The sequence below is a fragment of the Neochlamydia sp. AcF95 genome (genome assembly GCF_018342455.1).
In the GTDB taxonomy this organism is placed as follows: domain Bacteria; phylum Chlamydiota; class Chlamydiia; order Chlamydiales; family Parachlamydiaceae; genus Neochlamydia.
On sequence record NZ_JAEMUC010000065.1, the window covers coordinates 1 to 26,975 of the forward strand.

A 26,975-nucleotide genomic window follows, 5' to 3' on the forward strand; every position below is an offset into this window, starting at 1 on the left:
GTCTGGTGTACCCATGAGTTAGATTGGCTGCCTCAAAAAGAAGAATGGGTGGACCTAAATGCTCTGGTCTGCATGAGGAACACTAGGTGCATTAAAGATAAGACATCAGTAGAAGCTAGATACTATATTGCTAGTGAAAAAGCTAGCGCTGAAAAGCATGGGCTAGGCATACGTTCGCACTGGTCTATAGAGAATAAGGTTCATTGGCAATTAGATGTTTCTTATGGGGAAGATAAAAGCAAAGTCCGTAAAGACCACGGCGCCCAAAATCTATCAGTTTTGAAAAGATGTACAATGAATCTACTAAAAGCTGATACAAAAACAAAAGCAGGAATTAAGGGTAAGAGAGCAAAAGCCGGGTGGAATCGAGACTACATGATGGAAATGCTAAATGGTAAATAAAATCTTCATGCAATTTCCCTGCCATAAAATGAACCCTATGAAAAATGTTACTGTAGATTTAAATAACATTAAATGGAAATTATTAAAAAAAAATATCAATAAGAAAATAGATTAGGTTAAATGCCAATTAATGACGCATATCCTTATTAAACTAGCATTAAAAGAAACCCCACAATTTCCCTATTTAAAATAGGGAATACCAAGGGATTTTTTTAGATTAAATCTAGATCAGACTAAATATCTGCTACAGCTATAAAAGGCTTTTAAACTGTCAGAGCAAATAGGCTAATATCATCATGATAACGCGGGCTAGCTGCGTCAAAAGTATGGTATTTAATATATTTGGATTGGTTAGCTGATTGTATGTCCTCTTCACGACGCATACTTGTATCGGGTACTCTCTCTGTGAATTCTTTACCCTTATCAATAATTTTATCTTTAAAGTTTTCTAATAGATTAGATGGCATGCTGCTTGAAATAATTTCCATGCATTCTTCTAAAGTTAAATATTCACCAATTCCATCGGAAAAGCCAATAATGGTATCCCCCGGACTAATGGGGGTAGTGTGCACATTAATTGCGCCACTTCCTAAGCCAAAATCAGGCCTAGAGGTAGCTAAAGAGGTATCAAAGGTTCCATTTGCTTTTTTAATGACAATCATCGTGTCTGCTAGCTCTATACTGAGTAAATAGTAACTTGAGCCAATTTTAATAGTTTGAGCAAAACTAATAGCGGGATGGTAAGAGGGATCTTCAAAAGTACTGGAATTTTTATGTATAGACCGAGAATCCGAAGTTAAGGTCCGCGCCAATTGCCCAAGTTGATCTGTTAAGAATTGCTGTGCCGATTCAATTGTTTTGAACGTACATGGCTCTAAAGCTTGCTCATAAGACTGAGTAAAATTTTGCAATAACTCTTGTAATACAGGTTGCATATACGGATTATTATGCCCTGCGCCATCTACCACATATCCAAAGCCTAGTCTTCTATTCGAGTAGCTGAAATCCACATTTCCATCTAATCCATCCTCACGTGAATGATAAGTCGTTTCTTTTGAAAAGAAGGCATCACTACACATAGGCACATGCTTTTTGAAAACACTTAAGACAGAATTTTGAACATGAGAGAATGAATGAATATAGCTATTATTGTAATGCAAGCATTTTCCAATGAGTTTTTTGTAAAAAAGTATCTGAGTTTCAGGGGCTAACTCTTGGTTTATTTCCTTGTTATGATGGCTGATGAAATTCGCTATATTTTTAAGGCTAAGAGGCCCACATCCAAACCATGCCGCTATTCTGTGGAAAATGGATGTTTGCTTTAAAGGAACAAATCGCAGGGAGTTTTCATTCAAACTCACCACGTATTTTTGAGAAGAATCGCTTAAAAAATGTTCAAGATGAGTGGTATCAAAATTTATACGCATATCTTAAGTCCTACCTAGGTAAATGTATTTTTCTTTATAATGATGAAGAAAGCATGAAGCTATACACGCACATGTATTAAGTCGTTCTGGTCCTGTTCATCTAAATAAACTCTCCATCCGCAGGCAAGGCGTACAAAGTCTTCCATTAAAATTGCAAAATTCTGCGCATTCATTTGTTGTAATAAGCCTAAATAATTTAAATCCACACGATATTGATTTTCATTGATGGAGAGGAAAGTTTTAATAGAGGTACGACTACAAGGAGCTTTTCTTGCAATCCCATTCCTTACACTTTTAGGAATAAAATTATCTCCCTTATAAATCCTAGTAGTTAAAAATATTTTCGAAGCTCCATCAAAAACTTTTATTCCTAGCTCATTTTCATTTAACTGGATGTGTAAGACCTGATCGTGATCTAATTTTTGAAAAAGCTTTTTTAGATCCTGCTCAATTATCATAAATTTACCCAAACTTTAAAAGATTAAGAAGCAGAAAAATTTACTACTAAGCGATAGAGCCTTTTAATATATTATAATAAACAACCCATCTTTATTTCAATTAAACTTTAAATAAATGACTCTTTTATTAAGAAACACCTTCTACAGCAATTTTATTAAAACGTAATGCTCTTCTATTTTTTTAAAACTTATTAATTCTTAACGCAAGATAAAAAAATTTTTTCTAGTTTTTTATAATAAAGCATTTAGCAACTTTAGGGGTTAGCAAAAATATTCTAGATATTTTTATAAAACTTTTGATTTTATAGAAGAAATGCTCAGCAACTTACATGCCATTATTTTATGGTATAGCCCAATCAATAGGCTCTTGCTTTTTGGAACGCAGTATGTCATTGACTTTAGAAAAATGACGGCATCCAAAGAAACCTTGTTGAGCTGCATAAGGCGAGGGATGAGCTGCCATTAAAATGTGATGCTTTTTTTCCTCATGGCTAGCGATGATATGACGACATTTCTCTTGCGCCGACTTTCCCCATAAGATAAAAATTAAATTTTCTCTGCCATCTACTAAATGTTCAATAACCGCATCGGTAAAACGTTCCCAGCCCTTTCCGTGATGCGACAAGGGTTCCCCTTGCCGAACAGTGAGAGTAGCATTCAATAATAAAACACCTTGTTGGGCCCAATGGATTAAGCACCCATGCTTAGGCATAGGTATTTGGACATCTGCATTAAGTTCCTTAATGATATTTTGCAAAGAAGGGGGAGGACGGACGCCTTCAGGGACGCTAAAAGAAAGTCCATGCGCTTGGCGAGGTCCATGATAGGGATCTTGTCCCATTATAACTACTCTAACCGAGTCATATGGCGTCATGCGAAAAGCATTAAAGACTAATTCACGGGGAGGAAAGACATTAAAACCTTGAAATCTTTCTCGTTCTACAAATGCTTCTAATTCTTGTAAATAGGGCTTTTGTAATTCGTCTTTTAAAGCATTTTGCCAAGACAATCCAAGTTCAAATCCTGTCATAATCTTCTCCTAATTTAAAAGAAATTAACAAACCTTTTCAAATGTCACTAATAAAATTTATAAATTTTCTTTTCTCTATGCTTGTGAGGCATCTCTTAAGCACTAATCTTTTTGCTAAAAAGTTTTCACGGCCCTCTATCATCTTTTTAAAAACATTGACGATAAAGGAAGAAGGCCTTTATCATATGGCCTTTTAAAGGATACATATGATGAATATAGCTGAAAACAATTTAATTCGTTTTATCAATATATCAAAGAAAAAAGATGGAATTTTTGCCAACTTTAAAGTAAAAGGATTGAGAGGCGGTACTTCCTTTAGTGCTTCCATTTCTGTAGATATAAGTGCTGCTGAGGTAGATCCTACGGATCCTTTGGAAAAAATTATCGAACACTGTGCTCGCATGGCAGTCAGGGATTTCAAAAAAACTGAAATGCAATTCGAAGGCATGACTGCAAATTAATCATTTCTTATCTGAGTGTAGCGCAGCTTGGCTAGCGCACTTGCATGGGGTGCAAGGGGTCGGAGGTTCGAATCCTCTCACTCAGATTCTTATTCTTTTTTATTAATAATTTTTCTATTTAAAAGTAATGCAAGGGCATTAAGACTTTGTTCTTAAATTATTTGTTCCTGTAGTACGCTGTTTAAGACATTTCATAGATAGGCAGCTTCGTTTAAAGATTTCTTCTTTAACTTTTACCGCAATATGCACCAGCCCAAGAGGCTTACCAAGCTGCAGAAATGATATTATTGTTGGAAAGATTAGGCTTTTCAAACACCCCTCAACCCTTTATAAGTTAAAAAAAATATGACCGTGCGTGAAGAGATTCTGCTTATGAAGATTTCATTTTCCCCTTTCATGGTAAAATTAGGTAGATTTTTCAAAGCATAGAAGAGTGCTTATACGCTTTCGAGCAACTCTTTATATAATCATATACTTAATAAAAAGCTTGTTTTTACGGATAGAGTCGGCTTGGAAAAAGGTTAATGTCTTTTTCGGTTATGCAGACGTAGGTTCTTTAAAGGGTATTATATTGGAAAGATAGGGATTAAACCCACATTCCGCAGGTTAATTTCCATTAACCTATAATTTCTGAAATGAGGCTTAGGTCAAAACATAAGTTCCTAATCGTTAAATAGTTATCCAATCCCCCTGTAGCCGTAAAAGCTTTTGGATTATGAGGGATTAATTAATTTATCATATTCCCTTATTTCTATTTCATTGGGTAATGTAAAAACAATCCTACGAGGGTAAAGTTCTTGCTACAATACTTTTTCATCTTTCATGTTTTCACTTTATTTGCTTATGGAGGAGCACGAATAGTTTTTTCTAAAAAAAGCTGGAGGCCCACGTTCCTCTCTTTGAATTTAATCCCTTGGTTCCTAACTCGTTAAATAAATTAATCCTTTAATTTAAATTCCATTCCTTATTACTAAAAAATAATATCTTGAGATCGTTATAACCTGCGGAATGTGGGATTAAAAATTAAGAAGGGAATAAAATAACATGTGCTAGGGTTACAAAGCAGATGGATAAGTAAGGACTTCTTCATATAGCCTTGCTTTATAAGCTTTTTAGCTAGCTTATGGCTACTCAAGAAAGAGGTTTGCACGTTAAAGTGATAAAAAGCCCAGTCTCCTACCCAAGCCTCCGAAAATGCCTATCTAGTTAATGAGAGCAATTTTATAAAATGCGAAGCTGCCTAAGAAGTAGCTTGGAAGTGTATTATCTATTTTTTCTTAAATTTTGCTAGTACTTCTAATTGGTTGGTGCCAGGAAAAAATAAATAAGCTTGAGCGCAGATAAGTTGCCAGCTCTTTGTTAATTCTTTCCAATCTTGTTTAAAAGAGTTCCAACCGCAGCTAATATAATGCAATTCTTGAGGAAATTCATTTTCAAGCAAAGCGCTAAGCAAGGAGCGATCTAGGCCCTTACGCGGAGGATCTACAATTACTACGCTGGCATGATTTAATAGTTCTGTATGCGAGGAAGAGGAACCAGAAACTAAAGAAATATGAGAAAAGCCTTGGCACTGACGAGCTTTTTCAAAAGAAATTTGGGCCCACGGATTAATTTCGCAACATTCAATCTTCTCAGCTTTTTTTGATAATGAAAAACCTATTACTCCCACGCCGGCGTAATATTCAACAATTCTTTCATTAGCTATTAGACTACTTTTCAAATCATTTAACAATCTCTCAAATACAGCCAAGTTGGCTTGAGCGAAGTTGGCTGGATGGAAGCAAACCTTAGCACCCGCAATCGTTTCCCACAGATCTTCTTCGCCTTTTACTAATACCCATTCTTTGCCAAATATTGCATTTGTTCTCTGCTGATTCCAGTTAATCCATATTGAATGCCACCCTTCGGGATTTAGATCCCATAAAAGCTTGGCCGCTAAAAGCTCTTTTCTTTCACCAGGAGCATTTAAAACTAAAGAAAGCTGTACACGTCCGCTTGGCCTATTAACAACACACTGGACATAACGCAACAGCCCTTCCTGAGTGATTTCATCATAAGGCCTGATTTTATAAGCTTTGATCCAGGTTTTTAATTTTTCAATGGCTTGGTTAATTGAAGGATGATGCACCCGGCATAAGGGTATGTCCACTACTTGATGAGTTCCATTTTCATAAAGGCCGATAAGAGGATTTTCAGCAGAGCCTCTTACTGCCAGCTTAGCACGATGACGCCATTTCACCACTTGCTCAGAATAATAATTAAAAGGCACGCTTTGTTCAGAGAAAAAATTATAAACTTCTTCTAAAAGAGGGGGTTTATCAACATTTTCATTGATCGTACAACCTGAACAAACAGCAAAATGCGGGCACTGGATATCTTTATAAGTATTCATAAAAAAAATTTCTAAAAAATGTAAAGTAGTTGAGCCTTAAAGCTTTTTTAACAACTATCCTCCAGCCTTGATATTCAACTCTCTGAAGGAAAAAGATTATAAGACTCTTTAGTAGATTAGAGAAAGAATATACATCCATTGAGCCTTTATTTTTTCTTCTGCCCTTATGGATAAGCACTCCCTCAATGCCAAAAAAGTTTAATTTTTTAAGGGATAGAGAAATAAAATTCTCTGTTCATAAGTAGGGTAATTTAGGTCGATGAATTTGTGCATAGGCCTGTTGATAAGCTTAAATTGTTATCAACTGACCAGTTTTTAACAATCTATCAACAACTTATCAACCGACCCAGAACAGAAGCAAATAGATAGGGTTATCTACATTTCCACACCTTAAGAGGAAGAAGAATAAATTTATTAAGAACTATATTCTTCTTTAGCTTAAAGATGCTTAAAATTATTATTTGTCTCTCTTGTCAACAAGAATAATCTTGTATTCTTCGTTTTTTTTTATTATACCTTTGAACTATGAATAATTTTTCACCTGACTATTTTTTTGATCTTACTAACTTTGCACATGCTAAGCTTTTTAAAAGTTGTACTTTGGTATGGAACGCTTTGTCTCTTATCTCCTCTTACCTACAAACTCTTACTTTAGGAGAAATTGAAGCTGCTGTTCCACAGGGAACTTATTTGGTAAATCCTCATCTAATTTCTATCGGCCAAGGTACTATTATTGAGCCTGGTGCTTATATTAAAGGGCCTTGTATCATCGGCCAAAATTGTAGTGTGCGTCATGGAGCCTACATTCGAGGTAATTTCATTGCGGGAAATGAATGTGTAATTGGCCATGCTACCGAGGTGAAGAATGCTATCATGTTTGACAAAGCTCAAGCTGGTCATTTTGCTTACCTTGGCGATACAATTTTGGGCTCACGTGTAAATTTAGGCGCTGGAACAAAATGTGCTAATCTTAGATTAAATCGTAAAAATGTTTCTATCTATCTAGATGGGAGCTTCATTGAAACAGATTTAAAAAAATTTGGGGCTATTATAGGTGATGATTCGCAAATAGGTTGTAATTCTGTAACCAATCCTGGAACTTTGTGGGGCAAACAGGTGATCTGCTATCCATGTGTAAATGCAGGAGGATTTATAACTTCAAATCAGCTTATTCGTTCATCTCAAAAAATGGTCATTACTCCTCTTTAAAAGTCTTGCTAAAAAATTTATTATTAAAATTACTTAAAACTTACTGTCTATGATTAAAAATGATCCTTTTTCTTCCATTTTAGCACCTTACCAACTCACTTTCGAATCAAGCTTGTGTCAAGCTATCCCCCTTCTAGGCCCTAAAACAAACTTGCGTGACGTCTGTGAGTATGCCTTAATGAATGGTGGCAAGCGTTTTCGCCCCTTTTTAGTCCTAGTAATTGCTAAAGCTTTGAAGGCCTCAGTAGATGTATCTTTTGCTGCTCTTGCTGTTGAGTTTTTCCATACCGCTTCTTTATTGGCGGACGATTTGCCCTGTATGGACAACGATGATGTGCGAAGGGATAAGCCTAGTGCTCATAGAGTGTATGGAGAATCTCTAGCATTATTAGCTAGTTATGCTTTAATTGCTTCGGGGTATGAATTTCTTGCTAAAAATGCAAAAGTACTAAGTTTATCGGGAGCCCTTCATGCTGCCCAGAGTGACAGGATTTGCCTTCTTGCTCTAGAAAACTGCACATTTAATACAGGTCTTTTAGGGGCTACAGGAGGGCAATTTTTAGATATCTATCCTCCTGATTTAAGTATAAACACTTTGAAAGAAATTATTCGGATGAAAACGGGCTCTTTATTTGAGATTTCTTTTGTTTTAGGATGGTTGTATGGGGGAGGAGCTTTAGATAAACTTACAGACATGAAAAAAGCTGCTTATCACTTTGGCATGGCCTTTCAAATTGCTGATGATTTTGGAGATATCGAGCAAGATGCTCATCGAGGGAAGCTGGTCAACTTGGTAGCTAAGTGCGGTAGAAAGGCTGCTTTTAAAATGTTTTTAGAGGAAATAGAGGCGTTTAAGGTGATAAGCCAGCAGCTTAATTTGGAGGCCCCTGAGTTAAGCGCTTTATGTGACTTGCTTACTTCGCAAATCCATGAAGAAAAAATTAAATAAAGCGCGGAAAATTCCGCGCTAGGTTTGCTTAGGTAGGCAGGGTTGTTAATCCTTCTTCAATAAGTTTGCATAGCCCTCATGAGTCCCTTTTAGCTTAGCAAGAAGGTTTTTTATTTCCTCAGAGGAGATAGAAGTTTCTTTCAAAAAGCCTTCTGTAAGCTTAATGGCTTTTTTAGATTCTTCTCTTAGCTCTTCTGTTTCTATGCCAGTAGCGATTGACGCTATTAACCGGTCCAAGCTATCTCTTGCTATGAGCGAACTCCTATCCTCTTCCTTGCTACTTAAAGGATTGGTGTAGTTACTTAGGGCCTCCTGCAGAGCTTTTAATTCTTCATGCAGCTTACCTTGTAGAATTTTCATTTCTTCTTCTCGATTAGAATCGTTAAGCTTTTTTTCTTGAGCTTGATTGATAAAATCTGTTTGGGCAATTAAAACATCTACACCGCTATTATTTAACTGATCTACATCAGTTTCGATAAGCAAGCTTTTATTCTCTTCATTGCTACTTGAAGGATCGATGGAGTTGCTTGAAGCTTCATGTAAAGTTTTTACTCCTTCATGCAGCTTATCTTGTAGATTTTCCATCTCTTCTGTTTTATTAAATTCATTAAGCTTTTTTTCTTGAGCTCGATTGATAAAATCTGTCTCGGCCTTTAAATCTCTTTGGCAGCTATCATTTAAGCCTCTTACAGTAGCTTTGATCTTATTTAGATAGTTTATATTTTCTACATTAAACCTAGTGGTATCAATTTTTTCCAATATCTCATTTATCTTCATTGCATGGGTTTTAACCGCTAAGGTTAAAAGATAATTTGCCTGATGAAACGAGTAAACATCTATAGCCTGCTCAGAAGATTTTAATTGAATTTCTAGCTTAGACTCTTCTATCGTATCTTCAAGTTTTGCAATAATAGTCGTGCTAAGCAGCTTTAATGACGCGGAAAGTTTATCATTCCTATATTGCTCGCCGGAAATCCAATGTCTTGTTTTAATGCTCCTTATAAAGCTATTTAAACTATCCTTGATTAGGTTCCATGTATGGCCTTTCCATGAGACGCTTTGCTTGGGCATGCTATTAAAGCTTCCTAGGATTTTATTCATTTCAAGTTCTTTTATTTCTTCTACTCTGCGCATAGGGCTACTCATCTCTATCTCCTTAAATTAATAGATTGTTAATACAAACATATGATCATTCTATAATAAACTCTTAATTATAAGATATGTTTATTTTCAATTTGTTTTAAAATTAATAATTAATTCTTATTAATAATAAGGTTTGTTTGATTGAAATTAATAGCGGCGTCGTGAAAATGATGTAATACTCCTTGCGTTTAACAGGTAGCCTTCTATTATGCTTTATCATCTAAGTTAGTACCCACTGGCTAGGAGGCATTTTAACTTTTGCCAGCTTATTAATAATCGCTCTTCTAAATATATAATGTGCGTCTCCAACAAGCTAGCTTCCTACAGCGAGAATCTTCCGATGAGACCATTTTGCAGGATTTTTTTTAAGCAAATACATTTCTGCTTCAGCAAGCAATCTGCTAGGTTAGCAGCAGAACTTTTTCTAAAGCTGCCTAGCTTTATCGCCTCTTTAAGGCTTTAACCACTTATAAAGCATCATCTCTTTTGTTTTTATAGGACTTGTCCGTTTTCTGGCTTCAATCTTCCTCCTCCTAAAAACACTAAAAAGTCTGTACCTCGCCTGTAAGATAAAAGGAAGAAAGCTTGCTTGTAAGCAGCATCTCCATAGACATTCTTTGGTAGCAAACGATCATCTTCGTTAGCCACTAAATCATTCATTTTATTGCTATCAGATGCTGGTAATTTACTTGATAAATAATTTCATGCAGGTCTAGGCAAATGGCTAAGTAGCTCTTCGTCTAAACTCTCCACTTGCGGTTATCATGCTGATGCATTTTCTACTCTTTCTTCGCTCTACCCTTAAAAGAATCAAAGGCTATATCCTGTTGGACGCTTATGACCTAAATTCTTCAAGCTATTGCCCAAGTTTTTTAGCGCGCCTGCAGATGCAAGTATAGGCACAGGAAGTAACATATAGCTCAACGTCGGCAAGGCAATCTATTGAGAAGGACGCCTGTGCTTGCATATGTAAGAAAAGAGATGACAAGCCATCTAGACATTTTAGGTAATAGGTAATCAATCCCATTTTTTACATTATAAAGGCAGACTGACTGCCAATAAACTGATTTACGATCTTTTAGAGGAAAGATCGGTTTATATTTGAATAGGGGAAAATAGATAATTTACTCGCACAAATGGTTTGTTTTTAATATTCATTCAATTGCCTCTTACTGCAATTGAGCATACGATACAACACATAATTCTCTTTTCGTTTAGGCATAGCCTTTTCTGCAAAGTTATCGCCCTCTTTTATAGCTCTTTGTAATTCTGAAATGGCTAAGTAAATTGCGCCACAATTTTCAATTGGTTTAAGCTTAAGGGCTATAAGGAGGCTAGAAGAAAAGGTGAAAGTTAAGAAGAAGCTTAATTGTTTGCTAATAGGATAATTGGCTCGATCTAAAGCTAATAAGTCATGAGGAGAAGATGGTAGCGATTGACCCACCTACTCAAAAAGAAACTCTATCTTTTGGCTATTTAGGAATTGGAGGATCGTTTCTTTTGCCCTTCCTTAATGTAGGTAAGCAGCCCAAGCTACGCTTATAGATTGTTGTACTCTCTCTCTACTTTAACAACTTTTGGCCCTGTTTTTTTTGCCATGGCGCTTAATTTCTCTATTGTAGAGAAGAGTTTACAAACATACTTTCTTCTTTTCCATTCTCTTCTATCTCTATCGATCTTCTTCTTCTTTAAAGTTAGAAAAAAGCTGTTTGCAATCTCAATAATTATACCTTATGTCATTCTTCTCTATAATATTAACCTTCACTTAGGGCGATCGCTTCGCTAAAAATTTGGACAAGCTAGCAAATTCTAGTGCATCTGTAGGCTATAAATAAAGTATCAAGGCAACCGAAGAAATGGCTAGAGGGATATGAAGAAAATAATAAAGCTAAAGGTCGAAAAACTACACGTTAGAGGATCAATTAGAATTGTTAATTGATGCCTTGGTAAAAGCCATGAAACCTGTATTGATAGAAATGAATTAAAATTTTTATTTCTATAAGGAAAAGTTTATAAGCCAGAAATAAATATTTACCGTATAGGCTATAGCGAAATAGGCAAAGTTAAAAGCTGCCTTACATTCTCTTAATACGCTTTAGAAAAACTTCGCCCGTATACCCAGCCCTCTGAAAGATGTCTCTCTGTTTAACAAAAGGGATTTTATAAAGTATGTGACTGCATAAGGAGTAGATTAAAAGCGTATAACTTAATATTTATACGTCTTAAAAATTAAAGCGATATACCCAATTCCCTGAATGTTTTTTTGTTTATTTAAAGGGGGTTCATTTACAAAACATGCGATTGCCGAAAGAGCCTCTCAAGAGCGCATGATTGGAAATTAAAGCGAGAAGATTTTATTTGAAAAAGAGGGAATGTAAAAAGGACTTTTGCCTGCTTTGGCAAAAGTCCTAAATAAAAGGGCGATAAGTCTTGTGGCTTAAAGATTACAATTAAACTTCCATAAGCTCAGCTAAAGATTCTTCATTCTCGGACGCTTTACTTGTTTTGGCTGCAACCTTATTGTTAAGATGCTCTAATACTAAAGTTTCTAGTTCTTCTAGCAACTTGGCATTATTCTTAAGCTCTTCTCTAACGGCTTCTCTACCTTGACCTAGACGTTGGCCTTTGTAGCTAAACCAAGCACCTTTTTTATCCACAATATTGTATTCAGCTGCCATGTCAATAACTGCTCCGGTACGAGAAATACCTTCGTTGAACAGAATATCAAACTCAGCAGTTAAGAAGGGAGGGGCCATTTTATTTTTTGCTACTTTGACTCGTACGCGATTACCAATCTCTACATTGTCATTTCCTTTAATTCCTGCTGTACGACGAATATCTAAGCGTACAGAAGAATAAAATTTTAAAGCTCTTCCACCTGTGGTAGTCTCAGGGTTGCCATACATAACCCCAATTTTCTCACGAATTTGGTTAATAAAAATAGCGCAAGTGTTGCTTTTAGCTAGAGCAGACGTTAGCTTGCGTAAAGCTTGTGACATCATACGTGCTTGCAAACCTACGTGAGTATCGCCGATTTCCCCCTCAAGCTCTGATTTAGGCACTAAGGCTGCCACAGAATCGATGATAATTACATCAATAGCATTCGAACGAGCTAACGCTTCTGCAATGTTCAAAGCTTCTTCTCCACTATCAGGTTGGGAGATTAATAGATTATCAATATTAACTCCGATTTTAGTCGCATAGCTAGGATCTAATGCATGCTCTGCATCAATATAAGCCGCTACACCACCATTACGTTGAGCATTAGCGACTATATGTAAAGCCAAAGTAGATTTACCTGAAGATTCAGGCCCATAAATTTCCACTACGCGTCCTCTGGGAACTCCTCCAATGCCTAAAGCTACATCTAAAGAGAGAGCGCCAGTTTTAATTACACTAATTTCTCGCTCGGAAGAGTGTTTGCCAAGCGACATAATGGCACCATCGCCAAATTGCTTTTTAATTTGGCTAACTGCCAAATCGAGTGCTTTTTTACGTTCTGCATCGTTAGCTTGAGCCATAATGATCTCCAATTTTAATAAAAATCCAAAGAAAGAATAATAAATTTATACGAATAGATAAAGAGAAAAAGCATGAATGCTTGGTATGGAACAATTAAATTACCCAAGCACTTTTTTTAAGGTTTTTTACTGATTTATTTAATTAAAAAACTATTTTTTCAAAGAAGAGGGTGTCTTTCAACAGTAGCTAATTTATACCTCATAAGTAAGAAAAAAGCAAGGAAAATTTAGCTATTCCTGCGGCTTTCCATTATAGTAATGAATTTTTCGAATAAAACGGCCTTCTCCATCATAAATAGTAGCTGTTCCTTTTCCATTTAAAATTTCACTTATAGGATTTTTATCTCCTTTTTTGTAATATTCACCTTTCACGATTAGGTCTCGGTCATATTCCTCGATAAGCATTAAACTTCCATCTTGGTACCAGGCTGTAGCTAACCCATTGCGTTTATTATTAACTATTTCCCGCTGACTTTCGAGGGTGCCATTATCATACCAGGTTTTTACATACCCATTAATATTACCTCGATACCAATTAATTAACATTTTGGGACGTGCTTCTTTTAGGCCCTTTAAAAGAAAATACTCATATTCTTCCCCATTTTTTAAGCCATTCTCTACATGATAAAGGCGCTGTAGACGATTGTTTTCATCAAAAATTTTTACTTTACCTTGTAAAACTCCGCTTTGAAATTGCTGTAATTCTTGCACATTTTTTTTATTAAAGCTGGCACGATATCCTTCGCCCTCGATGATTTCAGCTATAAGATTCCCCTCCCTATCAAAATATTGGCCAGAAATCAATAGTCCTTGGCTAAAATGTTCCTGAGCAGCAATTTTTTTTGATGGCCAGTAGCGTACAGCTTCACCGTGGCGAACGCCGTGGCAAAAAATGATCGTTTGTAAAAGCTGGCCATTATCAAGATAGTATTCTGCTATGCCATTCGCTTGATTCTTGTGAAAAGGAATACGTTTCCACATCCTTCCATTCGGATGGTAATAAATAGAATCTCCTTCTAACAAACCCTTTTCATAAGTTATTTCAGTCTGAATATTACCGTTTTCATCCCATGCGCGCGCGCATCCTTCAAATTGCCAGCTTTTTTCGGCGCTAGATGTTAAATCTGCAATACCTCCAATAAGAGTAACCTCAAGCTTTAAGGTACCATCTTTATACCACTCTCGGTAAAACCCATAAGCACGATTGTTAACAGCTTCTAAATATTGGCGAGGTTGTCCATTTTCATAGTAAGTAGTAATATATGCTGGAGAGCTTCCTTGGCTATCTTTTTGATAGACTCTTAAAACTTTTTGGTAAGGCTGAGCTCCTAGAAAATCTACATTTTCGTATTGATTCAAGCGTTCTTTGTTGGTGATAGTCTCATTAAGCCCATTGCGATCAATTAAGTTGATGCTAATCAAAGCTGGCTGCTCATCCCTTAAGCTGGTAGGTATACATCCATGAGCTATATAACAAAGAAAGATAAGAAGGGGGAGGAGTTTAAGTTGTTTCATAAAGCTTAAAGAAATTCTCTTTTTAATAGTTTTAAATTTAGGCTAAAAACTTCATTATTTTCGGAAATATTTTTTCTATTAATTTTGAAATCTAAAATAAGAAGTTGAGGGGGATGAGAAGGAGGAGCGTAAGGTCCAATAGGAATAGCTTCAATGCGCGATAAAATTTTTTGAATATCTTCCACATTCACTTCTACAGGATGGACAAGAGTTTCGGTAGTCTCTTGAAAAAGAGGGTAAGACTGTACGACTCCTTCAGTAAAGGCTAAGCTATTATTATTGGATAAATACTCTAATCTTTTTTTCAAAATGTCATCAAAAGCAAAATTTTTATCGTTTTCAAGTTTTTGGAGACTTTCAATTTCTGGTTCAAGAAAAACCAAACTTTCTAAATATTTATCAATATAGTAATGATCGGCTTCACGAAAATGCTCGATAACAGCCCTATTGGTGGCTTGCTTCTTTTCACGCATGATAGCTGTCTCACGGGTACAATGGATTGTCTCTTTCAGATGGTTCAACCTTTCTAATTGCGAATAAAAATAGAGGGTCACCAAAATTAAGGGCAGTAATCCGATGAACAAACCATAAAAGAGAAGTCGCTGGCGAGGAATATTTTCTAACATTTTAACTATTCTTATTATTTTTATGAAGAAGTGGGATAAAGAGTTTTATCTTTTAAGTAAAACGAGGTTCTATAGCGACCATGGCTGCTATTCCATTTTACTTCCCCTTTAGGGTCTACGAAGGAATTAGGCTCAATCAATGCATCATGGAACTCGCGAGCTTGCTTGGGTATCGAACTTGTAAACTCCATTTCAACTTTTACCTGATATTTTTCCTGCCTCTTATGTTGTTCAGGTCTTTTAACTAAAGCGTAATGAAAGCTTTCTATTTGAATAGGGGGTAAAGGAAGTTCCTCCCCTTTACATTTTCCTCTAAGAGCATCTTGGGAGCCTAACCAAGCTAAAACATCGCTTACTTTAGGAATGATGGGTAGAAGGGGGAAAATATCAGGCTTACCCTGTAGGTTTTTTTCAACATAATGGACCCGTTCTAAAAGATCTTTTGCGGAGAGCTCTAAAATGCCTTTAGTTTGGCTATCAGAATCATTGAGCAAAGAATTGCTTTTTTCATAAGAGCTCTCAAAATTAGCGTAGGGTTCATTCCTAACCTGTAAGAGTTCAATATAATCTTGCCTAGCATTATCGAGATGATAAGCAAGATAAGATTGCGTAAATATATATAAAGCTGAAGCTAAAGCGATACATAAGCCTGCATAGGCATATAATGATTTGGTCAATCTTTTCCAAGGATGAGGATAGGAAAATTCCTGCCTACGAAAGTTAATTTTGTCTTTTAGAAGAGGAAGGCCTGCTAAAGCTATGCCTAAGGGGGCTGCAAATTCTTGCATTTTTTCTACACTTAACTGAGGAAAAATCTCTGGCTGGGGAAAAATTTGTTGCATTTTTAAATCTGAAGCTAAAGAGGTTCCCAAGTTGGGAATTAAAGCAGCTGAACCAGTAATTAATAATTCCTTTACTTCCTGCCCCCTGGCTTGTTTGGTGAGAGAAAAAACTACACGTTTAATTTCTAGGCGCAAACTTTCCCAAGCTTGGTAAGTAGGAACAGGCTGATTGGTGCCCAGTAAGTTACCGTTAGAGTCAGCAAGGTTAATCGACCCATCTTCTTCTATCAACGCATCTTTAAGTGTTTGTACTCCTCCTAAAATGGACTGAGCAGCCATAAGCTTGGAACCTTGTATAAGCACGGCTGTAGATTGTTGAGTGCCAAGATGTATGATACAATAAGGGTTAGGCGAAGACACACAGGTGATAGCAAAATTGTATAAAGCTGCGGGTATAGCAGTGATAACCTCAGGTTCTATCCGAAGCTTGGAACAGTATTTTAAATGTTTTTGAATGTAATCTTTGCGGGCTGCTAAAACAGTTAATAAAGACCCCTCTTCTGAATGGCCAATCTTAAGATAATCTAAGACGGCTTGGTCCGAGGAATAGGGTAGCAGAGGTTCGGCTTGAAAAGCTAATACTTGTTCTATATCTTTTTCTTTTTTTAATTTTATTTCGAGATGCCGTAAAAGCACTTCAGGAGTATCTAACGCTGTGATCACTAGATCTCTCTGCAGGCTTTTTTGCAAATCAGGATGTTCTTCATAAATGTAAAGCGGATTTACATTATCCAACTCTTCTATTATTTCAAACAGCTTGCTAAAATGAGGCTTTCCTTTATTGTAGGTTAGTTGAATGCCCCTTAAAAAGGTTTTTTCTAGCTCCAGGCCTAATGTAATAGAAGCCTCTGGCTTATCCAACATGCGCTTTTTCCTAAGCTTAAAATATTCCCAACAAAGGCCTTATTATAGATTAAAGTTCTTAGACAGAAAAGACTTTTTTTTATATATTAGAATCCTACTAATTTACTACCCCCTATTTTTTATGTGGCTGATTCCTATTGTTGATCTGCTTTTTCAAATTTATATGTTGATGCTGTTTGGCAGAATTATTTCTTCCTGGGCACCGCAACTCATGCAATATAGGTTTATGCAATTTATAGCTTTCTATACCGATCCTTATCTAAATCTTTTTCGAAAAATTATTCCTCCTTTCGGAATGGTGGATATAAGCCCTATTCTTGCTTTTTTTAGTCTAAGTCTTCTTAAAGATTTAATTATTTTTTTAATTCGATGAAAGATAGAACATCATTTCTCCAGGTGCCTTTTCAGCTAGGGGCTATTCAACTTCCTAATAATATCTTTTATGCTCCTTTAGCGGGATGTTCCGATTATCCTTTTCGTCAAATGTCAGCTAATTATCATCCGGGGTTGATATATTGTGAAATGGTCAAAATGGATGCCCTAGTGCGTTTCGATCAAGGAACATTTCATATTTTGGATTATGCTCGCCGCATGCATCCTATTGGAGGACAAATCTGTGGAAGTAAACCAGAAATTGCCGGCCAGGCTGCAAAAATTATTGAAGATTTAGGTTTTGATGTTGTCGACTTAAATTGTGGCTGTCCTGTCGATAAGGTGACTAAGGATGGAAGTGGATCGGGAATGATGAAAAACCCTGCCTTGATTGGCGAGGTCCTAGAAAAAATGGTGGCAGCTGTTAAAATTCCCGTGACGGTTAAGATACGAGCTGGATGGGATGAAAATCTTATCAATGCTCCTTTGATCACGCAAATAGCAGAGCAAGCCGGTGCAAAAGCTATATGTATTCATGGCCGTACGCGCCAACAGGGTTATCGAGGAGCGGCCAACTGGGATTGGATTAAAGCATGCAAAGAGGTTGCAAAATCGATTAAAATTATTGGCAATGGAGATATATTCGATGCCGTGGCTGCAGAGAAAATATTTGAGCATACCGGCTGCGACGCCATCCTCATCTCTCGTGGAACTTTAGGCCAGCCTTGGATCGTAGAAGACATCATGAGAAAGCTTCAAGGGGAAGAGCCTAGGAGCCGTACTTTAGAAGACTGCCGACAGGCCTTGCTTGAGCATTTCAATTATACGATTAATTATCAACAGACACGCCGTGCGGTGGTAGACATGCGCCGAGTAGGCTGTTGGTATCTAAAAAAATCTGCTGGGACACGAGCTTTTAGGGAACAGATAAGCCGAGCCGAATCGGTAGAGCAGGTACAGGATTTGATTTTAAATTTTCCGTTAGGAGAAATGAATGGAAATGAAATGATTGATCAATCAGAAGACGAGACATCTTGTTAAAAGGAGCTAGAAATCCTATGAGAGGGCTATTTAAGATTAGCTTAAGTTTCCCAGAATCAATTAATTTGCTAACCGTATGGCTTAATAATGAATAAATTATTTCCCCTTCAAGAGCCATTAGAATTACATGCTGTAGCCTCGGGCCGCGTGCAAGGTGTCGGTTTTCGATTAGCTACTCTCCATTATGCCTCTCAACTAGAGCTTACAGGCACCGTGCGTAACCTTGAAAATGGAAGTGTAGAAATTATAGCGCAAGGTCCTAAGGAGAAATTAGAAAAACTTCTTGCTCTTATCCAAGCACGCTTTGGAAGTAGCTATATAACATGTTTAGAAGTTATTTATAGCCCACCTTCCACTTCTTACCCGCATTTTCAAATTCTACCTTGAGAAGGGGCTCAAATGCTTAGTTTCTTTTTAGCATAATTCTAGACCTTAAGCTATAAATTATAGCTTTTAAGGCTATAGGTAAGCATTTATTATCCTTGGCTAATCTCTAACATTTGTTTATCCATGCTAAAGTTCCCTTTATTACCCAATTTTTCGGTAAAATACTTAATTCCTGGTGTCAAGGAAATATAAATGGCATTCCAGCCCTCATCTTAGAAGTCTGTTCTGCAAGGCGATCCTTTTACTACTTCAACTTCCTTACCTTAATTTGGCCCATGGCTTTTATCTCTTCTCTTTAATAGCCTTGATCTACCTCTTCTAGGCAGCTGCATTGATTACAATTTAAAGAGCATCCTTAAGCCTTCTTTATCAGATAGGTTGGCTGCTGTAAAGTGGCAATCTAGTAAAAAGCTTTTGAGTATCTAGTGACATATGTCTTTTTCTTCCTTTGATTTTTTCCCTATTTTTAGCCTTTTAAGACTTCCATGGTCTGCATTTTTCATGTTCTGGTTATCCACTAGGGCTGCTGCCGGCCCTTCTTTTTTGCTCATGGACATTCTTTCCTTCTTGTATAGGTATGTATTCATCTTTTCAAATTTCTCGGCAAGCTTCCTTCTAGGGAAATACTTCAACATAGCTTTTCAGGAAGGAAAGTTGTGAGGAAAATATCTCTATCGGCATCCTGGATCGTTTACATAAAGAATAGCAACAGACATGTCTTGCTTGGAAAGGTTTCCAAGTCTTCTTTCTCTTCCGTGGGAAATAGAAAAAAATATGCTTGATTCCTTCTCTTTCTTGGTCGCTCAATCCAGCAGAATAGCTAAGCATTATGCTTCTTCTATTGCTGAATTTGCTTTTATTTTATCAAGAAAGGAGCGGCCTCGTAGAATGCGGGAGGAGATAGGGATAGCAGACTTTATTGACCAGGCAGTAGGTAGCTAGGTGAAGAATAAGCCTAGCATAGGAATAAGCTGTTAAACACCTGAAAATGGAAGGGGATTTGTAAGCTGGACGCTTTACATGTATAAGGAAATAGGTAGGACTAATTTTGGCTCTTCCTTTAGAGCATTTTCCACTTGTAAATTAGCTAGCTTTCTATCATGAATTTTTCTTCTGGCCTTGTTTAATCCATTCTCCAGTAAAAAAGTTAATTTTTAATTTTATATAAATTATTAAATTTTTATTACCAAAAAACTTGGAGAGAAAGCTAAAGGTGGGTAAATTATCCCTATAAGGTAGCGTACTCGAGATGCCAATATGCCGATAGGAGACAAAGCTACTGCTATGGATAGATCTAAAGCATATAAGGCAAGTTTTTTTATATTTGAAGCTTCATTCGACACAGCCTGCTGCTCTATGGGCTTTCTTTTCCAAATCCTCCCTAAACATTTTGTAATAAGGTAAAAACTTAAACCAGCCACGCTGGCAACTAAGCTTGCAACAGCTCCAACTTTTCTCCCTACTTTAAATGCAACAGTGGCGGGAGAGCTTATTAATTGAATGAAGCAGTAAACTCTTCCTTTCCAGCTAGCCTGCTTGTAAATAGTAGGTACGTTTTGTCCAAAATCCGCTCTAAAAGGCTTTAAGACCTGATAGCTCGATGGAAATTCGTTAGCAAATTCCATTAATAAGCCCTTTGTATATTGTTTAATTAGGACTGATATTTTGTAATTGGTTAGATCAATATCTTTCTTAAGGGCAACTAGCTATGCAATTTAACCTTTTGAGCTATGCATTTACACTTCATGGCATCCAAGGCCTAATAGCTCGTTTCTTCCAACCCAGTCTACCCTAGAGTTTTACTACTTAATTGCAAGGCTATTAAAGCTCTTTTAAATTTTATTACAGTTTAATTTATTTATTTCTTTCTATAGTAAAAAACTTAATTTTTGATTTTTATATAAATTATTAAATTTTTATTATCAAAAAGCTTGGAGAGAAAGCTAAAGGTGGGTAAATTATCCCTATAAGGTAGCGTACGCGCGATGCCAATATGCCGATAGGAGATAAGGCTGCTGCTATCGATAGATCGAGAGCACGTAAGGCAGATTTTTTTATCAGTATAGCTCCATTCAACAGATCCTGCCGGCCAATAGGCTTTCTTTTCCAAATCCTTCCTAAACATTTTGTACTAATGAATAGAACGTGGATAGCCACACCGGCAGCTGAACATGCAGCCATTCCAGCTTTTCTCCCTACTTTAAATGCAACAGTGGCGGGAGAGCTTATTAATTGAATGAAGCAGTAAACTCTCCCTTTCCAGTTAGCCTGCTTGTAAATAGTAGGTACGTTTTGTCCAAAATCCGCTCTAAAAGGTTTTAAGACCTGATAGCTCGATGGAAATTCGTTAGCAAATTCCATTAATAAGCCCTTTGTATATTGGTTAATTAAGACTGATATTATATAATTAGGTAGATCAATATCTTTCTTAAGGGTAACTAACTATGCAATTTAACTCTTTGATTTACGCTTTACAGCATCAAGAGCCTAGTAGCTCGTTTCCTTCCATACCATCTATCCTACAGTCTTATTACTTAATCGAAAGCTTGTTAAAGCCCCTTTAAGTTTAAATCTTTGTTATAGTTTCATTTGTTTTTTTATTTATTGCAAGAAAAAATTTTTAGCTTTTTGCTTTATAAGCAGCTCATCTTGAACCTATTCCGCTCTCCTTTTGAAAAGGGCACCAAAACATATGAAAATAAAAAAACTTTTAAGGGTATTTTTATAGAGCTAGAGGAGATAAAAAAGTAAGGAGGTTTAACGTGCATCAACCCCTGCTCTTTAAATAGCCCTCTTTTGAGGCTGATACTTCTAATTTTAATTTACTAAGTTTCTACAATCTATAGAGAAGTGGGATGCTTTTTATTAATTATCATAAGATGGGCTAAGAGGATAAGTATTTTGCATACCTTAGCAATTTTAAGATAGCATTCTAGAGATGCACCTTTTTTAAGCCCCTCTAAAATGCATTTAAGAGGGGCAGCATGAAAACATCAAATATCTTTATTAGTAGCCATAGGATCTTTTCCTTGAGAAGGTTCTTTCCCCTCAGAAGGTGAAGATAAACCCTGGCATCCTGATTGAGTATAACATCCACAATGCTTATCTTGAGTACAACTACACTCTGAGCACTTGCAATTGTTCATGTTGGAATCAGCGGAAAGAAAACTAATCGCCATAAAAAAAGCGCCCAAAAAGCTTAATAAAATTTTCATATTTTCTCCTTTTTTAAATTGTTTAAGTAGGTCTATTTATTATTTTGTACAGAGCTAAAAACTTTCTATTAATTTTCTCCCAGATCAGTGACTGCTTTGCTTACCAAGAGGTTCGCTTGATGAGGAAGAAAGAAAAAATCCCTATTTAAGCTACCTAGGATTAGTCCCTGCGTGAAATTCATTCAAATCGCTTAAGCAATATCCTAATCTCCTCAATTTTCTTTTTTTGCTCCTCGTGATCGTGACAGAGGCAAGCTTGGGCCACGCATGAGGATAGATGGGTATCCAAGATACGCCTTTCGATGCTTTTTATAGCTGAACGGATGGCTCTAAGCTGAGTTAAAATTTCTGGACAATACCTTTCCTCTTTAATCATCTTTTTTATTCCTTCTAGCTGCCCATTTATCCTATTTAGATGTGGGAGTTGATCGTGATAAGAAGCTTGTTTAGCTTGTTTATGTTCACCCTCTGAATTTTTCATAAATGTTTTCTATTTTGTAAATTTTTACCCTACCCCCCTATGGTATAAAACTCATCGAATTATGTCAATAGGTTATCAAATTTTTCATCGACTCTCCTTAATTTTATTTCAGCCAGACCTGTTTTAATCCCACTATTTTTTCAATTTAAGGAAGCTTAAACATAAAAAAATAGGAATTTGCTTAATAAAGGCTTAGTTAATTGCATCCAGTTAATTAACATGTATGAAAATATTTATTGCTCGAATAAGCGATAGATAAGATATTTTAAGCATCATCCGTATGGATAGCGATGGGAACCGAGAGAGATTCCTTCTATAAAAGTAATAGATCTAAATTTTTATTTACTTCTATCCAAGATTTTACTCATTTTTTAGAGGAAAATAGAGAGTAAATACCGTTCCTCTTTTAGGGCGATTATGAACCTCAATTTTTGCTTGATGAAGATCAGCGATGGTTTTTACTACGGCTAGCCCTAATCCCATTCCATTGGATGGCGTGCCAGGAATTCGATAAAATTTTTCAAAAAGTCGAGGAACAAAATTAAGAGGAATACCTGGTCCTTCGTCCGCGACGGAAAGAAGAATAAAACCTTCTATTTTATGAGAAGAAATTAAAATTTCTTTACCTGGCTCAGAGTAAGCAGCAGCGTTAATTAATAAGTTACAAAGAAGAAGTTCCATCAAGGAAAAATCAAAATAGATAGGAGGGAGATCTTTATCAACTTCAACTTTTATGATATGTTTTTCAAGGTTTTTCTGTAAGCTTGCTAAGCTGGCATTAATCAATTCCGAGATGGTTTGTAATTTTTTGGAGACTTTGAGAAAACCTGTGCTTAATTGAGACATAGTCACCACATTTTCTACCATGCGACTTAAATAATTAGAAGATTCTTCAATCTGCTGAATCTTATGCGAACGAAGGTCTGCATTCTTGGCAAGCTCCGCACTTTTTAGCTCACGTGCTGCCCCTCTGATGGAATATAGAGGTGTCTTAAACTCCAAGGAAAGAGAGCTTAAAATGTTATGTTGAACTTTTTCGATCTGTTTAAGATATTCATTTTTCCGGAGCTTTTCTTCTTTAAAGGTCCTTTCCACATAATGCGCTACTTGCTGGCAAATTGTTTGAAGGAGGGTTATTTCTTCTTGCTGTATCACTTTAGGGAAGGTAGGTCGAAAAGCTAGAATACCCACTGTCTCTTTAAATCCTTTTAAAGGTAGGTAAAGATTGTTAACAGATGATAATGTATCTGTAGACCATCCTGCCATTTTTGTATTTTCAAATACCCAGGTAGCTACGGCTTTCTCTTTTTCATCTTTCAGCAAATCGGTCTCAGCATGGATCATAAGGCCATTATCAATTTTTTTTAGAAAAATTTCGGCTCTTCCGTTTAGCAGATTATTTAGGCGAGCGCAGATAGATAAGAATAATTCTTTATTAAAAGAAGTAGTCGCTAGCTCCTTTACAATTTCATAAAGCACTTGTGACTTTTCTTCTCGATGCCTAAGCAGTTGCTCCCGTTTTTTAATGCGGTCAGTAAGGATGCTTAAAACGCAAGTAGCTGCTGCAAAAGATAAAAACAAACCTGTCTCCACTTCTCCAAAATAAGTGGAATTAAAAGAAGGTAAAAAGAGCATGGACCAAATTATAGAAAAAAGGGATGCCGATAAAACAAGCGGGCCTTTTCCTAGGAATAGGCTAAACCCTAAGAAGAAAAAAAAGAAAATTAATCCTATCATTTGGTAGCTTAGATATAAAGAGCATACTCCCCCTAGCATAGCAATAAGTAGGGTGAAAAAAAGGGCCCATCCGTAATCTTTATAGGTGCTTGTAAATTCTAATTTAGACCAGGGAGATACATTGAAAGGGACAGAGGCATCATGGTGGATTACATGTACATCGATACCGCTAGCCTCTTGATTGAGAATATCCAGAAGATTACTTATTCCCATCAATTTTTTAAACAAGGTGTTTTGGGGGCGACCAATAATAATTTGAGTAACGTTCTTTTGTTTGGCCATCCTTTTTAAGGCTATTCCTATAGAAGGATCTGCCGTAGTGATAACTTCTGCTCCGAGTTCTCTAGCAAGAGAGAGGTTTTTGGCTAGCTGTTTCTGATCCTTTTCGCTTAACTTCTTCCCATTATCGACATGCAAAGCAATCCAAGGAGCGTCTAGGGTAAAGGCGTAACGGCGTGCAAGGCGAATTAAGCGCTGAGAATGAGGGCTAGGGCTAATCGCTACCATTAGGCGTTCAGAGGGTTTCCACAAGCTAGACCTTTCAGCACTGGGCAACAATCCATGCAGATCATGATCTACTTTTTCTGCTGTCAGTCGCAGCGCTATTTCTCTTAAGGCCGTTAATCGATCGACTTGGAAAAAATTTTTTGCAGCGATCTCAGATTGAGGTCCTATATAAACTTTCCCTTCTTTAAGGCGCCTTAAAAGCCCCGTAGGAGTGATATCCACTAACTCGATTTGAGAAGCTCTTTCTATAAGACTATCAGGAACAGTTTCACGAATTACAATGCCCGTAATTTCTTCCACTACATCCTTACGGCTTTCAATATGTTGGACATTTAAGGTGGTGTAAACATCGATTCCTGCTTCAAGGATCTCCATTACATCCTGCCATCGTTTCGTATGGCGTGACCCAGGAACATTGGTATGCGCTAGTTCATCTATGAGAACGATATGAGGCTTGCGTTTGATGATAGTATCTATATCAAGCTCCGTAAAAATGTTTCCTCTATAGCTAATGGATTTTTCAGGAATACTTTCCAAACCAACCGTAAGAGCAGCGGTCTCTTTTCGTCCATGGGTGTTAATGACCCCTATGACAATATCTACTCCTTCTAAGCGACGCTGTTGGCCATCCTCTAGCATCGCATAAGTTTTACCTACGCCAGCAGCCATCCCAAAAAAAATTTTAAGTTTTCCTCCTCTACTTTTCTCTTCTTCCCGGTTAATCAACTGAAGTAAAGCTTCTGGGTCTGGGCGATCTTCTTCAACCATAGGATGCTTGCCTTTTTGGTACCTTCTATAACTTTAATTTGATTTTATCACAAACCAATTGTCTTTACTTCCTCTTTTTACTCACTAGCCTTACCAAGCCTGTGGCATTAAGGAACCAATACACAATTTTATTAACTTAATGTAAGAAAAATTTTTCATTGTTTTTCTTTTTCTCGAAAAAAGGCCTGTCCTCCTTTCCTTTGAAGCCAAAATATCGCCCGTTCAACTTACTATCCTATTGTTGGTAAAAAAGGGATAAATTTAATAAATTTTTACCTTATTGATGAATGGTAAGCTTGGCTAATTAAAAGTTCAACCCTTCGAGGCTAGATCTCCAAGGCAGCTATATGCTTGGAAAATATAGCAAGCCCTTTGCCTCAACCTATAGGCGCTGCTTATTCCTTTTCCTTTAATTTATGTTCGATCATTAGTTCTTTCTTTTTCCCCTACTAAGAGAATTACCATTGGTAAATGTTGCCAATTTAACATTCCAGCAAGCTAAAGCAAGGCTTGCATTGTATTTATCTAGCCAGCCATTTTCTTGCCTTCTGACTAATCTTGATAAATCCCTGAACTAGAAGCGCATTATTGCGGTGTAGTCAACATCATGCCTGTGGGAGCCTGTAACAAAGCATTCAAAAACTGCTATGGGCAGAGTTTTCTAAAAACAGCATGCAGATAATCTTTACATTTTTTTTAAGTTTTCTTAGGAAGGAATGCTCTTAGAATTAGTTATTGTGCCTCTGGTAAACCCTCAAGCTTTCCCTCTCGCACCTTTTCCTTTTTTACAATAAAAAATGATTGGATAGGGCTAACATGCAACGGTTATGACTACTGGGGTAAATTCGTATAGTACAAAAAATGGAAATGCTTTTCTTGAGAATTTATGTGGTGCTTCCTAGCAAGGAGTGAGCAGATGAAGTAAGTAGACGAGCTAAAAATTTGAGTAACTTTTAAATCGGAAACGAGTAAAGCTCCCATACTTTTGCTAACTTTCTTCAAAATTTTGCTTGGTTTAAGTACTTTAACTTACACTAGTTGCGGCAAGTCATTTTAAAGAACAGCCTTGTAGTTTAATGTCTAAAAAAATTCCTGAAAGCTATTTAGCAGGACTATTTCACCTTAAGGTTATTTTTTGATTTAAGTGAATGGGGATAATAAAAAAGGATAGCAAAGGGAAAGTAATAAATAAGCACGTATGAAAGCAGGGAAATTGCATGAAGATTTTATTTACCATTTAGCATTTCCATCATGTAATCTTTATTCCAGCCGGCTTTTGCTCTTTTATTCTTGATTCCTGCTTTTGTTTTTGTATCAGCCTTTAGTAGATTCATCGTACATCTTTTCAAAACCGATAGATTTTGGGGGCCATGGTCTTTACGGATTTTGCTCTTGTCTTCCCCATAAGAAACATCTAATTGCCAATGAACCTTATTCTCTATAGACCAGTGCGAACGTATGCCTAGTCCATGCTTTTCAGCGCTAGCTTTTTCACTAGCAATATAGTATCTAGCTTCTACTGATGTCTTATCTTTAATGCACCTAGTGCTTCTCATACAGACCAGAGCATTTAGGTCCACCCATTCTTCTTTTTGAGGCAGCCAATCTAACTCATGGGTACACCAGAC

Annotated in this window: 26 protein-coding genes and 1 tRNA gene; 9 read left to right on the top strand and 18 right to left on the bottom strand. The window is 36.6% G+C overall.

The annotated features are described in order from the left end of the window. A partial coding sequence (locus tag NEOC95_RS07770; RefSeq protein ID WP_213152421.1) for an ISAs1 family transposase occupies nt 1–402 on the top strand: 402 nt, incomplete at its 5' end. A gap of 263 nt (nt 403–665) precedes the next feature. Here NEOC95_RS07770 and NEOC95_RS07775 read toward each other — a convergent pair. The 3 genes from NEOC95_RS07775 to ung form a co-directional block, all read right to left on the bottom strand. After that, a complete protein-coding gene (locus NEOC95_RS07775) occupies nt 666–1,829 on the bottom strand; it encodes a PP2C family serine/threonine-protein phosphatase (protein WP_213152422.1) in 1,164 nt (387 codons plus the stop codon). Nucleotides 1,830–1,888: 59 nt separating this feature from the next. Then, on the bottom strand, nt 1,889–2,287 hold the full coding sequence (locus NEOC95_RS07780; RefSeq protein WP_213152423.1) for a hypothetical protein: 399 nt from the start codon (nt 2,285–2,287) through the stop codon (nt 1,889–1,891). 340 nt (nt 2,288–2,627) lie between these two features. Then, on the bottom strand, nt 2,628–3,317 hold the full coding sequence (gene ung / locus NEOC95_RS07785) for a uracil-DNA glycosylase (protein ID WP_166154424.1): 690 nt from the start codon (nt 3,315–3,317) through the stop codon (nt 2,628–2,630). Between the two features lie 206 nt (nt 3,318–3,523). Between ung and NEOC95_RS07790 the strand changes: the two genes are divergently transcribed. Both NEOC95_RS07790 and NEOC95_RS07795 read left to right on the top strand, forming a co-directional pair. Then, on the top strand, nt 3,524–3,778 hold the full coding sequence (locus NEOC95_RS07790) for a hypothetical protein (RefSeq protein ID WP_039386540.1): 255 nt from the start codon (nt 3,524–3,526) through the stop codon (nt 3,776–3,778). An 11-nt stretch (nt 3,779–3,789) separates the two neighbouring features. Then, nucleotides 3,790–3,864: transfer RNA gene (locus tag NEOC95_RS07795), tRNA-Pro, on the top strand. Between the two features lie 1,181 nt (nt 3,865–5,045). Here NEOC95_RS07795 and NEOC95_RS07800 read toward each other — a convergent pair. After that, complete coding sequence (locus tag NEOC95_RS07800; protein WP_213152424.1) at nt 5,046–6,170, bottom strand: class I SAM-dependent RNA methyltransferase; 1,125 nt, start codon at nt 6,168–6,170, stop codon at nt 5,046–5,048. Between the two features lie 525 nt (nt 6,171–6,695). On the opposite strand from NEOC95_RS07800, the gene NEOC95_RS07805 reads away from it, so the two are divergent. Both NEOC95_RS07805 and NEOC95_RS07810 read left to right on the top strand, forming a co-directional pair. Next, the gene (locus NEOC95_RS07805) at nt 6,696–7,379 is read left to right on the top strand and encodes an LbetaH domain-containing protein (RefSeq protein WP_213152425.1); all 684 of its coding nucleotides are present in this window, start codon (nt 6,696–6,698) and stop codon (nt 7,377–7,379) included. Between the two features lie 49 nt (nt 7,380–7,428). Beyond that, on the top strand, nt 7,429–8,328 hold the full coding sequence (locus NEOC95_RS07810) for a polyprenyl synthetase family protein (protein WP_213152426.1): 900 nt from the start codon (nt 7,429–7,431) through the stop codon (nt 8,326–8,328). Between the two features lie 45 nt (nt 8,329–8,373). Here NEOC95_RS07810 and NEOC95_RS07815 read toward each other — a convergent pair whose 3' ends face one another. The 7 genes from NEOC95_RS07815 to pilM all read right to left on the bottom strand — a co-directional run bounded on the left by NEOC95_RS07815 (nt 8,374) and on the right by pilM (nt 16,839). Then, on the bottom strand, nt 8,374–9,474 hold the full coding sequence (locus NEOC95_RS07815) for a hypothetical protein (RefSeq protein ID WP_213152427.1): 1,101 nt from the start codon (nt 9,472–9,474) through the stop codon (nt 8,374–8,376). 489 nt (nt 9,475–9,963) lie between these two features. After that, a complete protein-coding gene (locus NEOC95_RS07820) occupies nt 9,964–10,131 on the bottom strand; it encodes a hypothetical protein (RefSeq protein WP_213152428.1) in 168 nt (55 codons plus the stop codon). A 487-nt stretch (nt 10,132–10,618) separates the two neighbouring features. Further along, nucleotides 10,619–10,915 (bottom strand): hypothetical protein, encoded by a 297-nt coding sequence (locus NEOC95_RS07825; RefSeq protein ID WP_213152429.1) that lies wholly within the window; start codon nt 10,913–10,915, stop codon nt 10,619–10,621. Between the two features lie 1,006 nt (nt 10,916–11,921). Next, nucleotides 11,922–12,992 (bottom strand): recombinase RecA, encoded by a 1,071-nt coding sequence (gene recA / locus NEOC95_RS07830; RefSeq protein ID WP_166154414.1) that lies wholly within the window; start codon nt 12,990–12,992, stop codon nt 11,922–11,924. Between the two features lie 231 nt (nt 12,993–13,223). Continuing rightward, complete coding sequence (locus NEOC95_RS07835) at nt 13,224–14,507, bottom strand: toxin-antitoxin system YwqK family antitoxin (protein WP_213152430.1); 1,284 nt, start codon at nt 14,505–14,507, stop codon at nt 13,224–13,226. A 5-nt stretch (nt 14,508–14,512) separates the two neighbouring features. Further along, nucleotides 14,513–15,133 (bottom strand): hypothetical protein, encoded by a 621-nt coding sequence (locus NEOC95_RS07840; protein WP_166154409.1) that lies wholly within the window; start codon nt 15,131–15,133, stop codon nt 14,513–14,515. Nucleotides 15,134–15,153: 20 nt separating this feature from the next. Beyond that, entirely contained in the window at nt 15,154–16,839 is a 1,686-nt protein-coding gene (gene pilM, locus NEOC95_RS07845) for a pilus assembly protein PilM (protein WP_213152431.1), read from the bottom strand. Nucleotides 16,840–16,960: 121 nt separating this feature from the next. On the opposite strand from pilM, the gene NEOC95_RS07850 reads away from it, so the two are divergent. The 3 genes from NEOC95_RS07850 (at nt 16,961) to NEOC95_RS07860 (ending at nt 18,639) form a co-directional block, all read left to right on the top strand. Then, nucleotides 16,961–17,212, top strand: coding sequence for a YggT family protein (locus tag NEOC95_RS07850; RefSeq protein WP_166154404.1), 252 nt, complete (start codon nt 16,961–16,963; stop codon nt 17,210–17,212). Continuing rightward, nucleotides 17,209–18,252 (top strand): tRNA dihydrouridine synthase DusB, encoded by a 1,044-nt coding sequence (gene dusB / locus NEOC95_RS07855; protein ID WP_166154402.1) that lies wholly within the window; start codon nt 17,209–17,211, stop codon nt 18,250–18,252. Before NEOC95_RS07850 ends, dusB begins: the two co-directional genes overlap by 4 nt. Before the next feature lie 87 nt (nt 18,253–18,339). After that, nucleotides 18,340–18,639, top strand: a complete 300-nt coding sequence (locus tag NEOC95_RS07860; RefSeq protein ID WP_166154399.1) for an acylphosphatase — start codon at nt 18,340–18,342, stop codon at nt 18,637–18,639. 422 nt (nt 18,640–19,061) lie between these two features. Here NEOC95_RS07860 and NEOC95_RS09545 read toward each other — a convergent pair whose 3' ends face one another. Then, complete coding sequence (locus NEOC95_RS09545; RefSeq protein WP_278248285.1) at nt 19,062–19,190, bottom strand: hypothetical protein; 129 nt, start codon at nt 19,188–19,190, stop codon at nt 19,062–19,064. A 163-nt stretch (nt 19,191–19,353) separates the two neighbouring features. Between NEOC95_RS09545 and NEOC95_RS07865 the strand changes: the two genes are divergently transcribed. Next, on the top strand, nt 19,354–19,581 hold the full coding sequence (locus tag NEOC95_RS07865; protein ID WP_166154396.1) for a hypothetical protein: 228 nt from the start codon (nt 19,354–19,356) through the stop codon (nt 19,579–19,581). A 230-nt stretch (nt 19,582–19,811) separates the two neighbouring features. On the opposite strand, the gene NEOC95_RS07870 is transcribed toward NEOC95_RS07865, so the two are convergent. The 6 genes from NEOC95_RS07870 to NEOC95_RS07895 form a co-directional block, all read right to left on the bottom strand. Next, on the bottom strand, nt 19,812–20,264 hold the full coding sequence (locus tag NEOC95_RS07870) for a hypothetical protein (protein WP_213152432.1): 453 nt from the start codon (nt 20,262–20,264) through the stop codon (nt 19,812–19,814). Nucleotides 20,265–20,547: 283 nt separating this feature from the next. Next, nucleotides 20,548–21,000 (bottom strand): hypothetical protein, encoded by a 453-nt coding sequence (locus NEOC95_RS07875; RefSeq protein ID WP_213152433.1) that lies wholly within the window; start codon nt 20,998–21,000, stop codon nt 20,548–20,550. A 632-nt stretch (nt 21,001–21,632) separates the two neighbouring features. Continuing rightward, nucleotides 21,633–21,854, bottom strand: coding sequence for a hypothetical protein (locus NEOC95_RS07880; RefSeq protein WP_166154390.1), 222 nt, complete (start codon nt 21,852–21,854; stop codon nt 21,633–21,635). A 178-nt stretch (nt 21,855–22,032) separates the two neighbouring features. Continuing rightward, nucleotides 22,033–22,335 carry a metal-sensitive transcriptional regulator gene (locus NEOC95_RS07885; protein WP_166154388.1) on the bottom strand — a complete coding sequence of 101 codons (303 nt, stop codon included), beginning with the start codon at nt 22,333–22,335 and terminating at the stop codon, nt 22,033–22,035. 360 nt (nt 22,336–22,695) lie between these two features. Then, a complete protein-coding gene (locus tag NEOC95_RS07890) occupies nt 22,696–25,347 on the bottom strand; it encodes an ATP-binding protein (protein ID WP_213152434.1) in 2,652 nt (883 codons plus the stop codon). Nucleotides 25,348–26,573: 1,226 nt separating this feature from the next. Then, the coding region (locus NEOC95_RS07895) for an ISAs1 family transposase (protein ID WP_213152435.1) at nt 26,574–26,975 on the bottom strand (402 nt) is incomplete at its 5' end.